Origin of the sequence: Streptomyces sp. NPDC006208, from assembly GCF_040613775.1 — a bacterium.
Taxonomy (GTDB): Bacteria; Actinomycetota; Actinomycetes; order Streptomycetales; family Streptomycetaceae; genus Streptomyces.
In genome coordinates, this window is the sequence record NZ_JBEXSW010000013.1 from 108,326 (window position 1) to 127,306 (window position 18,981).

The 18,981-nt window shown below is 70.7% G+C and carries 14 protein-coding genes; 6 read left to right on the forward strand and 8 right to left on the reverse strand.

From position 1 onward, the window contains the following. Window positions 1-50 precede the first annotated feature (50 nt). Window positions 51-1,718: a helix-turn-helix transcriptional regulator gene (locus ABZ208_RS12995; RefSeq protein ID WP_356909534.1), complete on the reverse strand. Its 1,668-nt coding sequence runs from the start codon at window positions 1,716-1,718 to the stop codon at window positions 51-53. A 201-nt stretch (window positions 1,719-1,919) separates the two neighbouring features. Between ABZ208_RS12995 and ABZ208_RS13000 the strand changes: the two genes are divergently transcribed. Continuing rightward, window positions 1,920-2,465, forward strand: a complete 546-nt coding sequence (locus tag ABZ208_RS13000; RefSeq protein ID WP_356909535.1) for a hypothetical protein — start codon at window positions 1,920-1,922, stop codon at window positions 2,463-2,465. Window positions 2,466-2,552: 87 nt separating this feature from the next. Here ABZ208_RS13000 and ABZ208_RS13005 read toward each other — a convergent pair whose 3' ends face one another. Both ABZ208_RS13005 and ABZ208_RS13010 read right to left on the reverse strand, forming a co-directional pair. Then, the gene (locus ABZ208_RS13005) at window positions 2,553-3,443 is read right to left on the reverse strand and encodes a GNAT family N-acetyltransferase (RefSeq protein ID WP_356909536.1); all 891 of its coding nucleotides are present in this window, start codon (window positions 3,441-3,443) and stop codon (window positions 2,553-2,555) included. Window positions 3,444-3,536: 93 nt separating this feature from the next. Further along, entirely contained in the window at window positions 3,537-4,088 is a 552-nt protein-coding gene (locus ABZ208_RS13010; protein ID WP_356909537.1) for an ATP-binding protein, read from the reverse strand. Between the two features lie 144 nt (window positions 4,089-4,232). On the opposite strand from ABZ208_RS13010, the gene ABZ208_RS13015 reads away from it, so the two are divergent. Then, window positions 4,233-5,090 (forward strand): helix-turn-helix transcriptional regulator, encoded by an 858-nt coding sequence (locus ABZ208_RS13015; protein ID WP_356909599.1) that lies wholly within the window; start codon window positions 4,233-4,235, stop codon window positions 5,088-5,090. Further along, a complete protein-coding gene (locus ABZ208_RS13020) occupies window positions 5,087-5,272 on the forward strand; it encodes a DUF397 domain-containing protein (RefSeq protein ID WP_356909538.1) in 186 nt (61 codons plus the stop codon). The genes ABZ208_RS13015 and ABZ208_RS13020 overlap by 4 nt, the downstream gene beginning before the upstream one ends. A 78-nt stretch (window positions 5,273-5,350) precedes the next feature. On the opposite strand, the gene ABZ208_RS13025 is transcribed toward ABZ208_RS13020, so the two are convergent. The 4 genes from ABZ208_RS13025 to ABZ208_RS13040 form a co-directional block, all read right to left on the reverse strand. Continuing rightward, on the reverse strand, window positions 5,351-6,490 hold the full coding sequence (locus ABZ208_RS13025) for a glycine amidinotransferase (RefSeq protein ID WP_356909539.1): 1,140 nt from the start codon (window positions 6,488-6,490) through the stop codon (window positions 5,351-5,353). A 32-nt stretch (window positions 6,491-6,522) separates the two neighbouring features. Further along, entirely contained in the window at window positions 6,523-6,735 is a 213-nt protein-coding gene (locus ABZ208_RS13030; protein ID WP_356909540.1) for an MbtH family NRPS accessory protein, read from the reverse strand. A 93-nt stretch (window positions 6,736-6,828) separates the two neighbouring features. Beyond that, on the reverse strand, window positions 6,829-13,467 hold the full coding sequence (locus tag ABZ208_RS13035; protein WP_356909541.1) for an amino acid adenylation domain-containing protein: 6,639 nt from the start codon (window positions 13,465-13,467) through the stop codon (window positions 6,829-6,831). A 247-nt stretch (window positions 13,468-13,714) separates the two neighbouring features. Next, window positions 13,715-14,503 (reverse strand): alpha/beta fold hydrolase, encoded by a 789-nt coding sequence (locus ABZ208_RS13040; protein ID WP_356909542.1) that lies wholly within the window; start codon window positions 14,501-14,503, stop codon window positions 13,715-13,717. Window positions 14,504-14,712: 209 nt separating this feature from the next. Between ABZ208_RS13040 and ABZ208_RS13045 the strand changes: the two genes are divergently transcribed. The 3 genes from ABZ208_RS13045 (at window position 14,713) to ABZ208_RS13055 (ending at window position 17,022) form a co-directional block, all read left to right on the forward strand. Further along, window positions 14,713-15,729, forward strand: a complete 1,017-nt coding sequence (locus tag ABZ208_RS13045) for a ferritin-like domain-containing protein (protein WP_356909543.1) — start codon at window positions 14,713-14,715, stop codon at window positions 15,727-15,729. A 92-nt stretch (window positions 15,730-15,821) separates the two neighbouring features. Then, window positions 15,822-16,460: a maleylpyruvate isomerase N-terminal domain-containing protein gene (locus tag ABZ208_RS13050; protein ID WP_356909544.1), complete on the forward strand. Its 639-nt coding sequence runs from the start codon at window positions 15,822-15,824 to the stop codon at window positions 16,458-16,460. A gap of 88 nt (window positions 16,461-16,548) precedes the next feature. Then, entirely contained in the window at window positions 16,549-17,022 is a 474-nt protein-coding gene (locus ABZ208_RS13055; RefSeq protein ID WP_356909545.1) for a hypothetical protein, read from the forward strand. Between the two features lie 303 nt (window positions 17,023-17,325). Here the strand turns inward: ABZ208_RS13055 and ABZ208_RS13060 are convergent, their stop codons facing one another. Continuing rightward, a complete protein-coding gene (locus ABZ208_RS13060) occupies window positions 17,326-18,957 on the reverse strand; it encodes an AMP-binding protein (protein WP_356909546.1) in 1,632 nt (543 codons plus the stop codon). Between the last annotated feature and the right edge of the window lie 24 nt (window positions 18,958-18,981).

An 18,981-nucleotide genomic window follows, 5' to 3' on the forward strand; every position in this document is an offset into this window, starting at 1 on the left:
TGTTACAGCCCATTGCCCCGCGGCACGCATGGGCAGAACCGCCCATGCGCTCACGCCAGGCCGTGGGTGTACGCGTAGGCGGTGGCGGCCGCCCTGGAGGGCACGTCGAGCTTCGCGAAGATGTTGTTCAGATGGCGGGCGACGGTGTGCTCGCTGATCACCAGCTCGGAGGCGATGGACCGGTTGGTCCGGCCGGCTGCCACCAGACGCAGCACCTCGGCCTCACGCTCGGTGAGCTCGCCCGGCAGACGGTGATGCACGTCACTGAGCAGGGCGGCGGCCCTTCGCGCGTCCGGGGCCGCGCCGAGGCGTTCGAAGACCGCCCGCGCCGCCTGAAGCTCCAGCCGCGCCCCTTCGGCGTCCCCGGCGGCCCGGTCCGCGGCGGCGAGTGTCATCCGTACCTGCGCGGCCTCGTACGGCACACCCAGCTCCAGCCAGAGCGCCAGCGCCCGGTGCAGCAGAGGCAGGGCGCGCTCCGGCTCCTTCTCCGCGAAGGCGACCGCACCGCGGGCCGCCGCGGCCGTCGCGTGCAGCACCGTGGTCTCGGACTCGCACCGCTGCTGCCACTCGCGTGCGATCGACTCCAGCTCCTCAGCCGCCGTCCGGGCCTGGTCGAGCTCTCCGAGCGCGAGCGAGACCTCGACCTGCGCGGCGAGCAGCCGGCAGCGGCCGACCCGTGCGCCGCCGTCCCCGTCCGCCACCGCGAGCCGGAGCGCGGCGGCGGCGGACTCCGCCTTGCCCTGAGCCAGGCGCAGCAGGGCAAGGCCGGGCTGCGGGTCGCGGCCGAGCTCGTGGGCCCGCGCGTACGAGGCCTCGGCCGCGGCCAGGTCGCCGCGCCGCCGCTGGATGCCGGCGGTCAGATAGATCGCCTCCGCGGCGACCCGGGCCTCGTAGGGCAGCAGCTCGGGGACGCTCAGCGCGGCTGCGGTCTCGGCCCGGGGCCAGTCACCACAGAGCTCGAGCACCTCGCACTGGTGGACGCGGCACAGACCCCGGTAGTTGTTCTCCGCCGGCATCGAGGCGCACCAGCCCATGGCGGCGTCGGTCCACTCGACGGCCCGTTCCAGGTCGGCGCAGGCCATGCACTGCTGGAGGCCGAGGCAGTAGAGCCAGCCGGTGAAGAGCGAGCTGAGCTCCCCCGCCATGGCCGAGCACATGGCGTCGTCGAGGAGGGCGAGCCCGGCGGCCACCCGGCCCTCGGCCAGCAGCACGCTCGCCTGTGCCTGGCTGCTCATCGCGACGAGATCCGCGCTGCCGCAGCGCCGTGCGATGCCGGCCATCCGGCCGGCACAGCTCATGGCCTCTTCGAACGCACCGCGCCGCTGTGCCTCCTCCGCCTCGACCCAGGCGAGATAGCACTGCTCCACGCATTCGGGCTCGTCCGCGAGGTGCCGCCGAGCCCGCCCGAGCCACCCGGCGGCTGCCGCCGTCCGCCCGGCCAGCTGGTACTCGTAGTGGAGCATCCACGCGGTGAATCCGGCCTGCCGGTCGGCGCCCGCCGCCACATAGCCGGAGTAGGCCCTGGTCCGGGCCTCGACCGATTCCTCGACCCTGCTGTTCCACCAGGCCGCGTCCGCCAGCACGGCGAGATCGTCGGGGCCGAGGTGATCGGCGTCCACGTCGCGCAGGAGTGCGTACGCCTCCGCCCACGCCTCCCGGCCGGCGGCTGCCCGGGCCTGGTCGATCGCCCGTTCGTCGCCGCTGCTTCGATCAGCCATCGCGACTTCCTTCACGCACTCCTGATCAGCACCGACCCGTTACCAGGATAGGAGCGGGCGGCGTGATCGCTCGTGCGGAAAGGGCTCGTCGCGCCGACCCTCGGGTGCGAAGGCGCGCTGCGGACGGCTGCGACGCCGTGCGTACAGTGGCGTTCGGCGGTCTCTGTCGTGAGGGCCGCACGGGAGACGGGGAGACTCTGGATGACCGACATCGCCACGGCCGACTGGTGGGAGCTGCTGCCTGCCGGTATCCGCGAACAGGTCGACGGGTACGTCCTCCAGGACGCCCGCATGCAGGCCATCCGCATCGTCTACGAGACCGGCCGCGCCCACGGTCTGGGGCTCAACGACGCCCAACTCGTCGTCCACGACCGATATCTCCACCACGGCGACAGGATCGCCCGCACCCCCGACTGCCCTCTCGACCTGGAGTCCTTGGCCGCCCGTGCTGCCGGCGCCCCCGGCCGCGTCGTGGCGATCGAGGCCGTCTGGGACGGCGACACGGTCCACGACTGGTTCGTGGACCTGCTGGCCGTCACCGCCGACCCCGCCGGCGAGCACCGGCTGGCCACCATCTACCGGGGCGCGGCCGTGCGGCACCTCGGAGACGAGGATCCCGGCATGCTGCACCCGTCTGCGGCAGCCGCCGACAGGGCCGGCAGAGCCCTGGCCGCCCGTCTCTCGGTCCCCTTCCACTTCGCCAGCCCGGACACCCCTGACGAGCAGGCCCCCCGTTGGCGGCCTTGAGCTCCGATCATGAGCGGCCCCACCGAGAAGGGCGGCTGACAGTGCCGGGATTGTGCGGACGGACCTGCCGCTGACGACGGAGGCAGGTCAGAGAAAGTGCCCGCTGGCGAGGTAGGGCGCCGGAACAGGCATGCCGCGGACGGCGATATAGCCTTCCTGGCCGATGTCGAGACGTGCGGCCAGGCCAACGTCGATCGCCCACTCGTTGGGGGTGGTGATGCAGTTGACCAAGGTTGTTCCCTGTGACGAGGCCAGGGCTTCCCACAACAGTTTCTGCGCGGTCTCCGGGTGCGCGGCGGCCAGCAGTGACGCTCGTCCCCGGTCGTCGAGGTAGGCATATCCCGGCCTTGCTCTGTCCCGGCACACCACCAGCCGCAGGGTGTCGAGCATGTAGCCGTGGTCCGGGCCGTGGCCCGCAACACGCAGGTCCTGGTCCAGCCGGTCCATCCACTCGAAGTCGTCGGCCCGGCCCTCCCGGAGGCCACCGATGACGGGGAGCGTGGACCGGTCCACGGTGCCGACCATCCGCATCTGCGGGTGGAGCGAGAAGTCCGCCATCCGATACCGACGTGTGGCACCGGGATGAACGCTGGACGAGAAGATGCCGGGACGCCCGCCGGCGTGGACGAGGGCGGCGTCCAGCAATCGCCTGCCGATGCCCTGTCCTTGACAACCGGGCAGCACTCCGTAGGTGGCGAGGAACCACAGACGTCCGCGGTTCTGCGAGATGGCGAACCCCACCGCTCTGCCGGCGCCTGCATCCTCGTCAACCGCGACCCAGCACCCTCCTGGGTCAATGCTCAGGAAGAAGCGCATCCGGTCGATCCACTGCTTCGAGGCGGCCGCCGACCGCGGCTCGGCCTCCGGATCGCTGACCCGTCTGGTGCTTTGCTCCGCCTCGAAGAACGTCACTGCCGAAGCCCGCTCCGCCGAAGGGAGATCGTCCTCTCGCATCGGCCTGACCTGCACAGAGTCCATCACTTCAGCGTAAGGATCAGCCAGTCCATGACGCATGCGATTTTCCGGCTGCGAGTATCTGCTCGATCAGCTGACTCGTTGTGCAGCACATGCTCAGCGGGGTGACCTGACCGACAGTGAATGGGAAGTGCTGGAGCCGCTGTGCCCAAGAGCACCAACCGGTTCGGCACATGTGGGGCGCCGTGGCAGATCGAGTTCGGCTCGGACTGTCTTGCCCACGGGTACGCGGTCGAGCACACACCACCGGTCGGCCAGCGCCTCCACCAGGAGCAGACCTCGGCCGGAGGTCTTCCCGGGAGTGGGCGGGGTCAGGCGGCCCGGAGCGGGTGGTCTCTTCTCGCCGCGGGTGTCGGAGACCTCGATCCTGAGGATCGCGCCGGGAGCGCGGGTCAGCGTGAGCTCGAAGTCCCGGCCGGGCACCCGGCCGTGCGTCACGGCGTTGGCAGCCAACTCCGCAACCAGCAGAGCCGCGGTGTCGGAGAGGTCGCTGCCAAGCGGGACGCCCCAGCGGTCGAGCTGATGGACGGCGAGGTGGCGGGCGAGGCGGGCGCCGCGCGGGGTGGAGCTGAAGCGCTGGGTGAACACACATACGGTGACGGGCGATTGACCGAGGTCGTGAGGTGCCGGTGTGGCGGGGGTCGTCATGACGGCCAATCTGGCCTGGGCATATGCCAGTTCACCAGCACCGAAACCCGTACGCTGCGTCAGCGTACGGGTACGAAAGGTGGACGGTACGTGTAACGAAGCGTGACGATGGGCGGGTTACGACCGTACGTGGAGGTGGCCGGCATGGTGGCGGGCGAGTTGGGCGCGGCGGAGGGTACGGGCGGCGGCGGGGCGGAACCGGAGAGCTCGGACAGCTTGAAGGCGTTCGGGGAGGTCGTCAAGGCGTTCAGAAAGCGGGCACGGCTGACGCAGGAGCAGTTCGCGCCCCGGGTTCGGTACTCGGTGCCGACGGTCGCATCGATCGAACAAGGGCGCAGGTTTCCTCCGGCGGACTTCGTGGACCGGGCGGAGGAGGTACTGGACGCTTTCGGCACACTGCGGGGTGCGGCACGGCATCTGTCACGGCGGCCGGGGCTGGCGAGCTGGTTCCGCCAGTGGGCACAGCTCGAGGCGGAGGCGGTCAACCTCTACACGTACGAGTGCCGGTTGGTGCCCGGGCTGTTGCAGACGGAGGCGTACGCGCGACGGCTGTTCGTCAACCAGCTGCCGCCGCTGGGGGATGACCAGATCGAGGCGCAGTTGGCAGCTCGGCTGGAGCGGCAGCGGTTGCTCTGGGAGCGGCCGAACACGGCGTACAGCTTCATCCTGGAGGAGCAACTCTTCTTGCGGCGCACAGGAGGGGCGGACGTCACGATCGGACTCGTCGAGCACGTTCTGCATCTCGCAGAGCTGCGGAACATCGAGATTCAGGTCATGCCCCAAGTGTGCGAGAACCACGCAGGGTTGGACGGTCCGATGCAGCTGCTGGAAACCCCGGACAACAAGTGGCTTGGCTACTGCGAAGGGCAGGAGAGCGGCCAGTTCATCTCGGACCCCAAAGTGGTCAGCATGCTCCAGATGCGGTATGCCAGGATGCGCTCACAGGCTCTTTCCCTGGACGACTCCCTGAGCCTGTTGCGGCGGATGCGAGGAGCAACATGAGCACCACAGAACTGGCCTGGTTCAAGAGCAGCTACAGCGGTGGTTCCGGCGACAGCTGCATCGAGGTGGCGACGACCCCCGCGACGGTCCATGTCCGGGACTCCAAGGTCGAGCAGGGCCCCCAGCTCGCCCTCTCCCCCACCTCGTGGACGAGCTTCGTCTCGTACGCCGCCCAGGTCTGACCTCCGACGTCACAGGAGCGCCCCGTGCCGGTTCGAGCCTGGCTCCGGGGCGCTCCTCGCGCGCATCGCTGAGGTGTGTCAGAACACGGGCTGGTACGTGAGGGTCGGGAAGTAGTCCTCCCGCGTGCCCTCGCGACGCACGTCCCAGGTGGCGCAGTGGAGAGAGCCCCCGTACTCGAACACGTTGCGGAACGGGACGGTGAAGACCTCGAAGTCGAGCTTGGTGAGCAGGTCCTGGAGGGGCTTCTCCTGTTCCTCGCAGATGACCTTGGTCGGCGAGATGCTCAGCACGTTCATCGAGAGCCACTTGGAGGACTGGCAGTACAGCGGCATCTCGTCATTGCCCAGGACGGGCTGCGGGACGTCGATCAGCTCCCAGTCGTTGGCGAGGAACATCTTCTCCTCACCTTCGCGCAGCGGGCGGTCCGGGTTGGTGAGGATCAGGCCGGGACGCACCGGCACGAAGGTGCAGTCGATGTGCGAGGGGAAGAAGTCCAGCGGGAAGTGCACCGTGTGGACACGGAAGCCGCGCGGCTCCAGATGCCGCTTCAGCCACTGGATGCCCGCCCGGTTGGTGGTCATCGACTCCTGGACCAGGATGTCGCGGCCCAGCCGGCTCATGTCGGCGGCGTCGAAGATCACTTCGTCCTGGTTGATGCAGAACTCGAAGGAATGCATCTGCGCGTGCCGCTGCTCCAGCGGCCACTCCCAGAACTCCTCGCGGTACATCCCGTCGGTCATCGACGGCTTGGGCGCGGTCGTCCAGCCGACGCGAGGGTCGGCGTTCCAGTACTCGTACACCAGCTTGCGGTAGGGCTGGTACTCGAAGTACCGGGCCCGGCGCGACATGGTGGCCTCGATGATCTCGTTGCCCATGGTGATCATCACGTCGCGCGGACAGACGGCGCAGTACTGGTTCTCGGCCTCGAAGTCGGGGGTGCGTACCGGGGTGGAGAAGTCATGGGGTTCGGGACGGCGCACCGTGACCCCCTGGGACTCCAGCAGGGCCGCGAGGCCCGCGAGTTCCTCGTTGGCCAGATCGATGGCCTCTTTGGACTTCGGACCGGTCGGGAACGGCGTGCCGGGGGCGTTGCGTATCGAGGGCCGGCTGCCCGGCTCGGTCGGCTCGAAGCAGGCGTTGTCGGCGGAGCCGACCACCATCTCTTGGAGCGGGTCCCACTCGTTCCAGGAATTGACGACCACAGGGCTGTTCTGCATGTGCGGGGTCACCTGTCTGTGAGGATGAGGGGTCATGCGGCGTCGGTCGAGTCGGCCAGGCTTGCGGGACGCATGTCGGTCCAGTTCGTCTCGATGTAGTCGAGGCAGCTCTGCCGGTCGGACTCGGCCACGATGACGTCCCAGCCGCGCGGCACCAGGACGAACGCGGGCCACAGGCAGTGCTGACGCTCCTCGTTGACGAGCACGTGGAAGGTGCCGTCCTCGTTCTCGAAGGGGTTGGTCATGGCTCCATCTCTTCCTGTCTAGGGACCGGGTGTCCGCCGGCTGTCGGGTCGGGCAGGTTCGGTGCGGCTTCGGTGCACGGGCCGGTGTCGTCCTCAGCCGAGTGCGGCGTCGAGATCCCGTGCGGTACGGCAGCGGAAGACGGTCGCGACATCGACGGTCCGCCCCAGTTCCGCCTCGATCCGGCCCGCCAGACGCAGGGCCGTCAGCGAGTCGCAGCCGAGGCCGAACACGTCCTCGTCCGCCCCGACACGGTCGAGTCCCAGCACCTCGGCGATCAGTTCGCTCAGCCGGTGCGCGCCCCGCGCGGCCGGTGTCGGTACGCGGGCCAGGAAGCGCTCGGTCGGGGCCGCCATGGCCCCCGGAAGCTCCACGAGGAGCTCCCGCAGGTGAGCGGCGATCTGCTGCCCGGACTCGGCGTCGAACAGGTCGGGGCGGTGGCTGACTTCGAGGTGCAGCTGCCGGCCGGGCGCGGCCATCAGCTTGAGCGGGTAGTGGTACGCGTCGTGTCCGGCGACGCCCACCAGGCGCAGGCCGTCGTCGGGAGCGCCAGGGAGTTCCTCGGCGGTCGGGAAGTTCTCGACGACGACGCAGCTGTCGAACAGCGTGCCCACTCCCGCTGCCCGCTGGATGTCGGCCAGGGCGAGGTAGTGGTACGGAAGCAGTTCGGCATGCTCGCCCTGCACGCGTTGGAGCAGGGCGGCCACCGGCTCGGACGCCTCGAAGCGCACCCGCACCGGCACGGTGTTGATGAACAGCCCCACCATTTCCTCGACGCCCGGCAGTTCGGCCTCTCTGCCGGAGACCGTGGCGCCGAAGGTGATGTCCCGCTGCCCGTTCCGCCGGTGCAGGCACAGCGCCCACGCCACCCGGAGCAGCGTGTTGAGCGTGACACCGTGCCGGCGGGAGACATCGAGCAGCGCGGAGGTGTCCGTCTCGGAGAGCTCGACGACGATCCGTTCGGGAAGGGCACGTATCCGCGCGATGTCCTGGTCCGGGCAGACCAGGGTGGGCTCCTTCAGGCCGGCCAGAGCGTCGCTCCAGGCCAGGCACGCCTCCTCGCGGTCCTGTGCGGCAAGCCACCGCAGATGGTCGGGGTAGTGACCGGGATCCGGCAGACCGCTCTCGTCGCCGCCGTGGTCGAAGAGCGCGAGCAGGTCGCGCAGGAGCAGCGAGGTGGTCCAGCCGTCCACGATCAGGTGGTGCATGCTCAGCACCAGCTTCTGGCGGTCCTCGTCCAGCGTGATGAGGGTGCAGCGCATCAGCGGCGGCCGTGCCGGGTCGAAGCGCCGACGCCGGTCGGCGTCGAGCAGTGTCTCCAGCCGCGCGGCCTGTTCCTGCGGGTCGGGACCGGTCAGGTCGTGGGCGTGCCAGTCCATCCGGACCTGCTCCGGGATGACCTGCACCGGCTCCCCCGACCGCCGCTGCACGAAGCCCGCGCGCAGCATCGGATGGCGCCGCAGCAGGGCGTCGCAGGCCTCCCGGAAGCGCTCGGCGTCGAGCTGTCCCTGCACCTCGAGGGCGATCTGGACGTTGTAGACGTCGAGATCACGGCTGTCGTACCGGGCATGGAAGAGCAGCCCCTCCTGCATCGGCGTCAGCGGCAGGACCTGTGCGACCGGTGTGCCTGCCCGCTCGCCGAGGCGGGTGAGCTCGTCCTCGTCGACCTCCTGCGGGAGGCCGGGTGCCTGCCGCCGGACGAGCGCCGCCGTACTCGTCCCGTGTGCCACGAGCGTGCGCAGTGCCGCGAACCAGAGCCCGGCCAGGTCGCCGATCTCCTCCTCGGACAACAGGCGGCGGGCCCAGTGCCAGTGGGCGACCAGCTGCGGGCCTGCCGGGCCCTCGTCGACCGCCGCGTTCAGCTCGATGACGTGGGCCAGGGGCATCCGCGGATCGGCCCCGACGGGCAGCGCGTCGGACTCGGGTGCCACGCTCCAGTCGCCTTCTTCCGCATCGGCGTTCCTGCCGAGGTAGTTGAAGCCGATCTGCGGGTCCGGGTGGGCGGACAGCTCTGCGGCGGTGTCCGGGTTCAGATGGCGCAGCAGGCCGAAGCCGATACCGCGCCGGGGGATCCGCCGGACCTGAGCGGTGACCCGGCGCAGGGCGTCGCCGAGGCGCGGGTCCGCCGGGTCGCCGTCCGCGGCCCAGTCCACGGGCCCGGGGTCGATCCGCACCGGATACAGCGAGGTGAGCCAGCCGACGGTGCCCGACAGGTCGACGTCCTCGGCGATCTGCTCGCGGCCGTGCCCCTCGACGTCGATCAGCACGGCGGTGCCGCGGCCGGCCTCGGCGCGCCGCCAGGCGGCGACGGCGAGCGCCAGGCCGGTGAGCAGTACTTCGTCGGTGCGGGTGCCGAAGGTGGCGGGCACCGTGGTGAGCAGCGCGGCGGTCAGGTCCGCGGGGAGTGTGAGGCGCAGTTCACCGGCCGTCGCGAAGATGTCGTTCGACGGCGAGAGCCGGGCGTCGGTGACCGCGATACCGCCCGTGTCCAGGACCCGGTGCCAGAAGGGGAGTTCGCCCAGCACGGCGGGGGTCCTCGCCTCGGCGTGCAGTCTCCGGCTCCAGTCCCGCAGCGGGAGCGGTACCAGGTCCAGCAGCGGGGCGGCACCGGACGCGGCACTGTGCCAGGCCGTGTACAGATCGGTCAGCAGGATGTGCCAGGAGACGGCGTCGACGGCCAGGTGGTGCACGGTGACGAGCAGCCGCCCCTGCCCGCCCTCGCCCGCGTCGAACCAGGTGACCCGCAGCATCACACCGTCGCGCGGCGCGAGCGCGTCGGCGTCATCGCCGGCGCATGCGGAGATCGTGCGGCGGACGGAGTCGGCGGGGAGGCCGGACACGTCGACGCGCCGGACCGCGTCCCGCAGCGTGTCCGGGTCCACCGGGTCCACGGCGAGGGAGCCGTTGTCCTGCAGGCGTCCGTGCAGCGACTGGTGGCGCTCCACGACGGCTCGTACGGCGACGGCCAGCCGGTCGGTGCCGAGCCCGGGCGGCACGCGGAGCAGGGTCGACTGGTGGAACGCGTCGGCCGTGCCGCCACGTCCCCGGAGCCACTGCATGATCGGCGTGGCGGGGACGACGACGGAGGCCTGCTCCCGGGCGCGGGAGGGGTCGGCCGGGGTCGTTTCCGGCGTGCTCCGCTGCTCGAGGAACGCGGCGAGAGCGGTGGCCGTACGGTGCGTGAAGACCTGCTTCGGAGTGAGCCGCAAACCCGCCTCACGCGCCCGAGCCACCAACTGGATCACCGTGATCGAATCACCACCCAGCGCGAAGAAGTCGTCCCCCGGCCCGGCACTCTCGACACCCAGCACCTGCCCGAACAGCCCCGCGAGAACAGCCTCGACGCTCCCCGCCGCACCGGACCTGACCGCCTGCTCGCGGGCGGTGGGGGGAGCCGGCCGCTGCTGCGGTGCCGTTTCCGGCGTGCTCCGCTGCTCGAGGAACGCGGCGAGAGCGGTGGCCGTACGGTGCGTGAAGACCTGCTTCGGAGTGAGCCGCAAACCCGCCTCACGCGCCCGAGCCACCAACTGGATCACCGTGATCGAATCACCACCCAGCGCGAAGAAGTCGTCCCCCGGCCCGGCACTCTCGACACCCAGCACCTGCCCGAACAACCCGGCGAGAACAGCCTCGACGCTCCCCGCCGCGCCGGCGCTCTGCCGGGCGGCGTCCACAGCGGGCTCCCCCTGCTGCCGCGCTCCTTCTTCCGCCGAGTCCCTCACGTCCGCCGGGTCCGTGGCGGGCAGGGCGGGGAGCGCGGCACGGTCGACCTTGCCGTTGGGGGTCAACGGCAGGGTGGGCAGCGTGACGAACCCGGAGGGGACCATGTACGGGGGCAGCACAGACGCCACGCGCTCCCCCAGGGTGGCGAGTTCGGCCTCCTTGCCGGCCGCGGGCACGACGTACGCCACCAGACGCGGCACCCCGCGCCGGTCCGCCCGTACCGCCGCGGCGGCCTGCGCGACCGCGGGGTCGGCCCCGACCACGGTCTCGACCTCGCCCAGCTCGATCCGGAACCCACGGACCTTGACCTGGTCGTCGGCCCGGCCCCCGTAGACCATGGTGCCGTCGGGCTGCCACCAGGCGATGTCGCCGGTGCGGTACATCCGGGCACCCGGCGCGCCGAAGGGGTCGGCGACGAAGCGGGTCGCGGAGAGTCCCGGCCGCCCGACATAGCCGCGGGCGAGTACGTCACCGCCGACGTACAGCTCGCCCGGGACGCCTGCGGGGACCGGGCGCAGGCAGCCGTCCAGGACATGGACCCGGGCGCCGGGGACGGGCCGGCCGATCGGCACCGCGCCCTGCGGCGAGGGGTGCCCGGGCTCCAGGCGGTACTCCATGCAGCCCACGGTCGCCTCCGTGGGGCCGTACTCGTTCACGACCGTCACGCCCGGATGGCGTGCCCGCCACTCGGCCAGCGCCTCGCCGGTCAACTGCTCGCCTCCCAGGACGAGTTCGCTCGTGGGCGAGTACCACGCGTCGGACGCGACCAGTACGGGCAGATGGCTGGGCGTGGCCTTGACGAACGCGGGCGCCCGTCCCGCCCCGGCCGGGGCGTCGAAGTCGTCCAGGTCGACGAGGCGTACCAGACCGCCCGACGTCAGCGGCCCGAAAATACCGGTGACGGTGAGGTCGAAGGAGAGCGGGGAGTGCACCAGGGCCTGTTCGGCGAGCCCCGGGTAGGCCGCGCGGGCGAAGGCGAGGTAGTTGTCGACCGTGCGGTGCTCCACCGCGACGCCCTTGGGTCGGCCGGTCGAGCCCGAGGTGTAGATGACATAGGCGGTGTCGGCGAGCCGTACAGGCGCACCGCGCTCGTCGTCGTCCACCTCGTGCTCCGGCAGCGCTGCCAGCTCGGCCTGGACGGCCGGATCGCCGATCGCGACCACCGACGGGTGTCCGGCGAGCGCCGGGTGGCCGGTGTCGGAGCAGATGACAGCGGTCGGGGCGGCGTCGGCCATCATGAACGAGATACGTTCCGGCGGGTACCCGAGGTCGACCGGCAGGTACGCGGCCCCTGCCTTCAGAGTTCCCAGCAAGGCCACGATCAGGTCGGTACTGCGCGGCAGCGCCACGGCGACGAAGTCACCCGGCCGCACACCTCGCTTCAGCAGAAGGCGGGCCGTCCGGTTGGCGGCCTCGTCGAGCCGGCGGTAGCTGAGGGTGTGCTCGGCGTCGGCCACGGCCGGCGCGTCGGGGGTCTCGCGTACCTGGCACTCGAACCGCTGGGCCGGCGTCGCCGGCGGGCGTTCGGAGACCGGGTCCGCCTGCGCCCCGGGATGGCGGCCCCACCGCTCCAGCACCTGGTCCCGCTCCTCGCCGGTCAGCAGGGGGATGTGCGCGACGGGGGTCGCGGGGGCCTCGACGAAGGTGTCGAGCAGCAACCGCAGGCGGATGCGGATCAGTTCCAGGCGCGTGGTGTCGAACAGGTCCTTGTGGTAGCTGAGCTGGAGACGCAGCCGGGATCCGGGAACGGCGACGACGCTCAGCGGGTAGTGGGTGGAGCCGGTGATCTCCTGCCGGCCGGCCGTGTCCGCGTCCATGTCCGCGTCCATGCCTGCGTCCGTGACCTGCGGGTCCTCGGTGAGCGGGGCGATCCGCAGACCTGGCACGCAGTCCTGTACGGATCCCCAGCCGAAGGGCGCGTCCCCGAAGTTGGTCGAGGTGTCGAAGAGCGTGTCCAGCCCGGTGAGGCGGCGCACCTCGGTCAGCCCGAGGTGCTGGTGCGGATTGAGCGCCAGCTGCTCGTCCTGGATCCGGGCGAACAGGGCGGCCATCGACTCCGCAGGGTCGAGCCGCACCCGCACCGGGATCGTGTTCATCAGCAGGCCGACCACGGAGTCGGCGCCGGGCAGCTGCGGCGGGCGGCCGTGCACCGTCTGGCCGAACACCACGTCGTCCCGTCCGGTCAGCACCGAGAGCAGCAGCGACCAGACGCCCTGCACCACGGTGTTGAGGGTGAGACCGTACGTCCGGGCGGTCGCCGTCAGGGCCTCGGTCGTGTCCTGCGGGAGTGTCACGTACGTCATGCCGGGCATCGTCCCGGCGCCGCCGGCGGGGGCTCCGGGAGCGACGAGCGTCGGCTCCTCCAACCCTTGGAGCGCCTCCCGCCAGGCCTGTTCGGCGGCGGGGCGGTCCTGCCGGGAGAGCCACCGAAGGAAGTCGGAGAAGGGCGCGGCCGGGGCGAGTTCGTCGCCGCTGCCCGCGCCGGGGGCGTCCCCGCCCACCTCGCGGCCGTACAGCGTGAACAGATCCTCCAGCACCAGTGGCAAGGACCAGCCGTCCAGCAGGATGTGATGGTAGGTCAGGACGAACGCGTACTGGCTCTCCGCGAGGCGGATCAGTGCGAAGCGCATGAGCGGGGGTGCCGCCATGTCGAAGCGGCGCAGCCGCTCCTCCTCGAGGAAGGCCAGCAGCTTCTTCCGGCGTTCGGTCTCGGGATCCGCGGAGAGGTCGAGCTCCGTCCACGGCATCTTCACGGTGCGCCGGACCAGTTGCACCGACTGTCCGTTCGCGCGCTGGCGGAAGCCGGCCCGAAGGACACTGTGACGCGCAAGCGTGGCGGCGCAGGCCACACGCAGTGCCGGTGCCGATACGTCGCCGAACAGCTCGAAGGGGGCCTGGATGGTGTAGACGTCCGCGGCCTCGGAGTCGTACAGCGCGTGGAAGAACATGCCCTCCTGCAGCGGCGTGAGGGGCAGCGCGGACTCGATGGGCGACTGTGTCACTTCGTTCACTGTCAGGTCATCCCCGGGAGCAGTCAGCGGCGCGCGGGAGCGGCGGCTGGTCGGTGGGAGGTGTGGTGACCGGTTTCGGCCACTTCGGTGATGATTTCGTCCGGCCGCCCATACGGGCCAGGCAGCCGACCGGCAGTTTCCCTGCCCTCAGGCGGTGCTGTGGCCGGGCCGTGTTGCCGGTGCGCGGATCAGCTCCGATCCGTACCCGGTGGCATCGCCGCCCCGGTTCCGGCGGCCGCTCGGCCGGTCATCGAAGCGCCGCCGTGACGGCGTCGAGCGCGGCCGGAGCACCGGTGAAGAGGTAGTCGTGCCCGCCGGGAAGCACCTGCAGGGTGAACCCGGCCGAGGAGCACTCGCGCCAGCGCTCCAACTGCGCCTCGTCCACCAGCGGATCCTCGGCGCCGCCGAGGACGTGCAGGGGGCAGTCGACCGGGGCCGGTCCGGGGCTGCGGTACTGCTCGGCGAGCGAGAGGTCGTAGCGAACCGTACGCACGGCGTATCGCAAGTAGGCGGGATACTGCCGCAGTTCAGGGGGAAATCCGCCGAACCCGTCCAGCCAGTCGAGCAGCCCCTGGTCGTCCCGGTCCGTGATCCGCTTGCGCACCGGGGTGTGCGGCGCCCGGCAGGCGGAGACGAGCAGGGCGCGGGGCGGGGCCAGGCCACGCCGGCCGATGCGAAGAGCGATCTCGTAGCCGAGGAGAGCGCCGAAGCTGTGGCCGAAGAGTGCGTACGGCAGGTCGAACTCGTCCGCGATGCCGTCGATCACGGCATCGGCCAGTTCTTCGAGAGTGTCCAGCAGGGGCTCCGCACCACGCACACCACGGCCGGGCAGCTCGACCGTCGCGAGTTCGATGCCGTCCGGCGGAGTGAGCCGCCAGGGGGCGAACGACCGCGCGCTGCCGCCCGCCTGCGGCAGGCAGATCAACCGCAGGCGAGGGCTGGGCGCGGTCACCCGGCCGACGATCCACGGACTGTCCACACCACGCGTCGGAGTGTTCGCGAGGGGGGAGGGTCGTGCGGCGGCATGGGTTCGCATCCCGCTCCTTTCGTCGGCCGGCGCTCGTCCGGGGCGGTGGCCCGCGCGGCTCATCGTGGATCGGAGGCGGCGAGGGGACCAGGCACGGGGACCGGCAACCGGTCTGCCGCCGAGTTGCCCCGCACCTGCCTGGAGAGTGGTCTCCTCGCGCGCAGAGGATGGTGACCGAAAGTCATGCCTGCTTCTGCGCCCGAGGGGATCGCCTTCCGATGACCGCTGTTCCTGACGAGGCAGTCGACGCGACGTTCTTCACCCTGGACACCGTCACGGCCGACCTGATGGAGGTCGACGCGATCTTCCGGGCCTGCCTGAACTGGAACTACGGGAAACGTGACAGCCGGGTGTGGAGCCTCTACGAGAAGAACAAGGCCTCGCAGTGGAACGCCACCACCGACATCGACTGGGACCACGACGTCCAGTTCGGGGCCGAGCTGTCGGAGGAGAACGGCGCGCGGCTCGCGTCCTTCGTCGTGGGCGAGGGCAGCCCGGTGCCGCGCGAACTGCTCACCCAGTTCCGCTGGGAGTACCAGGCCTGGATGTGCAGCCAGTTCCTGCACGGTGAGCAGGGCGCGCTGGTGACCACGGCCCGTCTGGTCGAGACCGTGCCCGACATGGAGGCCAAGACCTACGCCGCCTCCCAGGTCGCGGACGAGGCGCGTCATGTGGAGGCCTTCGCGCGCTATGTCGACGAGAAGCTGGGCACCGTCTACCCGATCAATCCCGGGCTCCGGACGCTTCTGCACGATCTGCTGTCGGAGTCCAGGTGGGACATCGTGTACCTCGGCATGCAGGTGGTCGTGGAGGGCTTGGCGATCACCGGGCTGAGGCTGGCGAGCAGCGGCTTCGGCGACCCCGTGATCCGGCAGATCACCAGGATGGTCGCGAACGACGAGGCCCGGCACATCGCCTTCGGCGTCACCTCGCTCACCGGCATGTACCAACAGGTGACCTCGGCCGAGCGGCGTGAGCGCGAGGACTTCCTGCTGGAGTCGATCCGGCTGATGTCACGCCGCTTCATGCTCCGCGAGGTCTGGGAGCGGATGGAACTGGACGTGGCCACGGGGCTGCACTTCGCCCGCACGAACCCGATGATGGCCACCTACCGGCAGATGCTGTTCCAGCAGGTGATCCATGTGCTGCGCCAGCTGGACATGCTGTCGGACAAGGTGAAGGAACTGCTGCTCGCGGAGAATCTGGTGCGCCCGGGGACCATGTCGGTCGGATGAGCGGGGTGTCCGCGCCCCAGCCCTGCGGGCCGGAGGGGAACGGTGGACGCTCCCGCTGAGGACCCACGTCGGCCGTTGTTACGATCTTCTGCATGCGCAGCGCAGACACCGCCATCGACGCAGAGGACGTGCGCCGGATCGTCGCTCTCGCCCTCGACGCCCTGAGGGACGCGGATCCCCAGGCGTGGGAGGCCAAGGCGGGAACGCTCGAGTGGACGTGTTGGGAGACGCTCGAGCATCTGGCCGATGACCTGTTCACCTACGCTGCGAGGTTCGGGCTCACCAGGCCCCCGATGTCCACGATGATGCCGTTCCGGACGAGCAGCGACCGAAGCGGTGGGCCGGCGAATGTCATCTTCGTCGATCGGGCCTCGGGACCCGAGGGCCTCATGACCGTCGTGGAGGCCTGTGGTGGCCTGCTCGCGTGCGCCCTCCGCGCTGCCCCCTCGACCACCGTCGCCTACCACGTCTTCGGGCCCTCGGATCCAGAGGGCTTTGCCGCGATGGCAGTTGTCGAGGTTCTCGTGCACACCCATGACATCACTCAGGGGTTGAATCTGGAGTGGTCGCCGCCAAGGGAGTTGTGCGAACGGATCCTGAAGACGCTCTTTCCTCATGTCGCCATTGACGGTGACGTCTGGGAGACCCTGCTGTGGGCGACCGGGCGCATCGCCCTCCCCGATCGCCCCCGACTCACCGAGTGGCGCTGGTACGGCACGCAGGGCGCGTGAGTGCCTGCTGCATGACAGGCCGATGTCGGTCATCGGGTCGGCCGCGGCCGATGGTGTAACTGTCGTACCGGGGCGATAGCTTGCGGCTATGGCCGACATCTATGAGGTTTCCATCGTCCTGAACCTGCGGGAGAGTCTGATGGACGAGGACGTCGCGGAGCTTCGGTGGCATCTCGGGCTGGGCCCCAAGCCGGAGACTCTTCACATCGTGCCCGTGTTTCCGACCGTGGTGGAGGACGAGCGCGGCGAACCCGTGGTCGAGGACCATCCTGTGGCTCTGCTGGGCCGCCAAGGCGAAGCGTGGAAGGTGGGCGGAGCACTTGTCTCGGTGTTGCTGCGCCCGGAGGACGCCCGTTACGGGGCATGGGCCCTGACCGTTCGGCAGGAGATCCACCCCGACGAATTCGACCGCACCGGTGAACTGCTCAGCTGGCTGGCCACCAAAGCCGATGACCGGCATCGTTCCGCCACCGGTACGGTCCACCTGGGCTGGATCAGGTTCTGCGAATCTGATCGATTCGAGCCCCTGATGGTTCGAGACGGCGAGGTCGTGTGGCCGTAGTTCCCTGGCTTCGCCCCCGGCCTGGACCGCGTGTCACCCGGAGCAGCACATTTCGTCTGTGGCCCACGCTGCCTGACGCAGAGGGTGCCGGCGGAGAACGTCCGGCGCACATGCTGCCCGAGGCGAGCAGCATCAGTGGGAACGTGCGACTGCACGTACACGCCACCCGGCGCAGGCCGCTTCCGCGCGGAACACCACCACCCGCTGCCGCCGGCACGGGTGCGCCCGCGGAGCACACCGCCGCGCGCGCCACTGCCCGGCGCGTCGTCCGCGCCGGGCAGGGGGCGTACAGCTCAGTGGAGGTCAGTCCGCGGTCAGCGGCCGCGTCGCCTCGGAGAACCAGCCGGCGCACACCGCCTTCCAGATGACCCGGCGCCTGGGCTTTCCGCTCGAGGTCACCGCGATGCCGCCCCTGGGCACCTCGACGGCCAGCAGTTCGGCGTCGCCCAGCCACTCGGACAGCACATCGTGGGCGATCTGCCGCCAGCCGGGCTGGACTCCCGCGAAGACGGCCACCCCCGTCGGCACGCCGTCGCGGACCCCGAGGAGCACCGCGACGCGGCGTTCGGGAACGCCCCGTTGGTGCATCAGGGTCTCCAGGCTCTCGGCGAACACCATCTTCCCACTCACCTTGAGTCCGTCACCGAGCCGGCCGATCACGAACAGCTGTCCGTCGCACCGGAACCCCGCGTCACCGGTCCGCAGCCCCTGACCGCCGAGGCTGGTCCCGGAGGCGGAGCCGGTGTCGCCGACGTATCCGCTCGCTATCGACACCCCGCTGACGACGATCTCGCCGACCTGACCGTCCGGCAGCACCTCGCCGTCCTCGGACACGATCGTCACCGTCCTGCCCTCCAGCGGACGGCCGCAGCCGACCACCGCCGTTCCCGCGAGGGACGCGGCGTCGCCGTCGTCCGGCTCCCGCGTCGCCCAGCCTTCGCCGGGCGGCAGCCCCGTCACCGCGAGGGTCGCCTCCGCGCTGCCGTACGCGGGGAGCAGGGCACCACGGTCGAGGCCGTGCGGTCCGAGCAGCGCGTGGAAGTCACGCAGCACCTGCGGGTCGACCCGCTCCGCGCCGATGATCACGCACCGGATCGAGTCGAAGCGCAGGCCCTCCAGGTCGGCCGGCCTGACCCGGCGCAGGATGTACGACAGGCCGAAGTTGGGCATGGCCGTCATCGCGACGCCCTGGTCGTTGATGCAGCGCAGATACCGCAGCGGCGAGCGGATGAAGTCGTCCGGCTGCATCATCCACCCGTCGAAGCCGGTGACGACGACGTTCAGCAGGAAGCCGACAAGGCCCATGTCGTGGTGGACCGGCAGCCAGCTGATGGCGGGAAGCTCGGGCTTGCAGCCCAGCCAGCGGCGCATCCCGGTGAGGTTGGTCCGCAGCGCGTCGGCCGATATCTCCACCCCGCGCGAGAAGCCGCTCGACCCCGAGGTGAACTGCAGCAGCGCGGTCTCGGGCAGCGGCATCGGCCGCTCCAACGGCCGGGCACCGGCGATGAGTTCGTCGAAGGTCACCGGCTCGTCGAGCCCGGCCACGGCGGCGATCTTGCGGATCCGCTCCAGGGACTCGTCGTCGCAGACGACGGCCCGGGGGCGGACGGTCCCGAGCAGATGGCCGGCGTGCTTCTCGTACTCGTCGGCCCGCTGGAAGGCGAACGGCGGGGCGATGGAGCACGGTGTGGCGCCGGCGGCCAGCGCGCCGAAGAACCCGGCGGCGAAGCCCGGGCTCGAGCGCTGCACCAGCGCCACCACATCGCCCTGCCCGACACCGCCCGCCCGCAGCGCTGCGGCCGTCCTCAGCACCAGGTCGGCCAGGTCACGATAGGACCAGAAGTCCCAGCCGTCGTCGCGGTTCGCGTAGTACAGGCCACGCTCGGCGGACGCCTCGTCCAGCCAGTCGAGCAGGCCCCGGTCCGGGATTGCCAACGTCCTCGTCCTCTCCGGCATGTC

Coding starts and splice junctions, on each gene's coding strand:
- ABZ208_RS12995 (WP_356909534.1), bottom strand. CDS start 1,718: ATGGCTGATCGAAGCAGCGGCGACGAACGGGCGATCGACCAGGCCCGG.
- ABZ208_RS13000 (WP_356909535.1), top strand. CDS start 1,920: ATGACCGACATCGCCACGGCCGACTGGTGGGAGCTGCTGCCTGCCGGT.
- ABZ208_RS13005 (WP_356909536.1), bottom strand. CDS start 3,443: ATGGACTCTGTGCAGGTCAGGCCGATGCGAGAGGACGATCTCCCTTCG.
- ABZ208_RS13010 (WP_356909537.1), bottom strand. CDS start 4,088: ATGACGACCCCCGCCACACCGGCACCTCACGACCTCGGTCAATCGCCC.
- ABZ208_RS13015 (WP_356909599.1), top strand. CDS start 4,233: ATGGTGGCGGGCGAGTTGGGCGCGGCGGAGGGTACGGGCGGCGGCGGG.
- ABZ208_RS13020 (WP_356909538.1), top strand. CDS start 5,087: ATGAGCACCACAGAACTGGCCTGGTTCAAGAGCAGCTACAGCGGTGGT.
- ABZ208_RS13025 (WP_356909539.1), bottom strand. CDS start 6,490: ATGCAGAACAGCCCTGTGGTCGTCAATTCCTGGAACGAGTGGGACCCG.
- ABZ208_RS13030 (WP_356909540.1), bottom strand. CDS start 6,735: ATGACCAACCCCTTCGAGAACGAGGACGGCACCTTCCACGTGCTCGTC.
- ABZ208_RS13040 (WP_356909542.1), bottom strand. CDS start 14,503: ATGCGAACCCATGCCGCCGCACGACCCTCCCCCCTCGCGAACACTCCG.
- ABZ208_RS13045 (WP_356909543.1), top strand. CDS start 14,713: ATGACCGCTGTTCCTGACGAGGCAGTCGACGCGACGTTCTTCACCCTG.
- ABZ208_RS13050 (WP_356909544.1), top strand. CDS start 15,822: ATGCGCAGCGCAGACACCGCCATCGACGCAGAGGACGTGCGCCGGATC.
- ABZ208_RS13055 (WP_356909545.1), top strand. CDS start 16,549: ATGGCCGACATCTATGAGGTTTCCATCGTCCTGAACCTGCGGGAGAGT.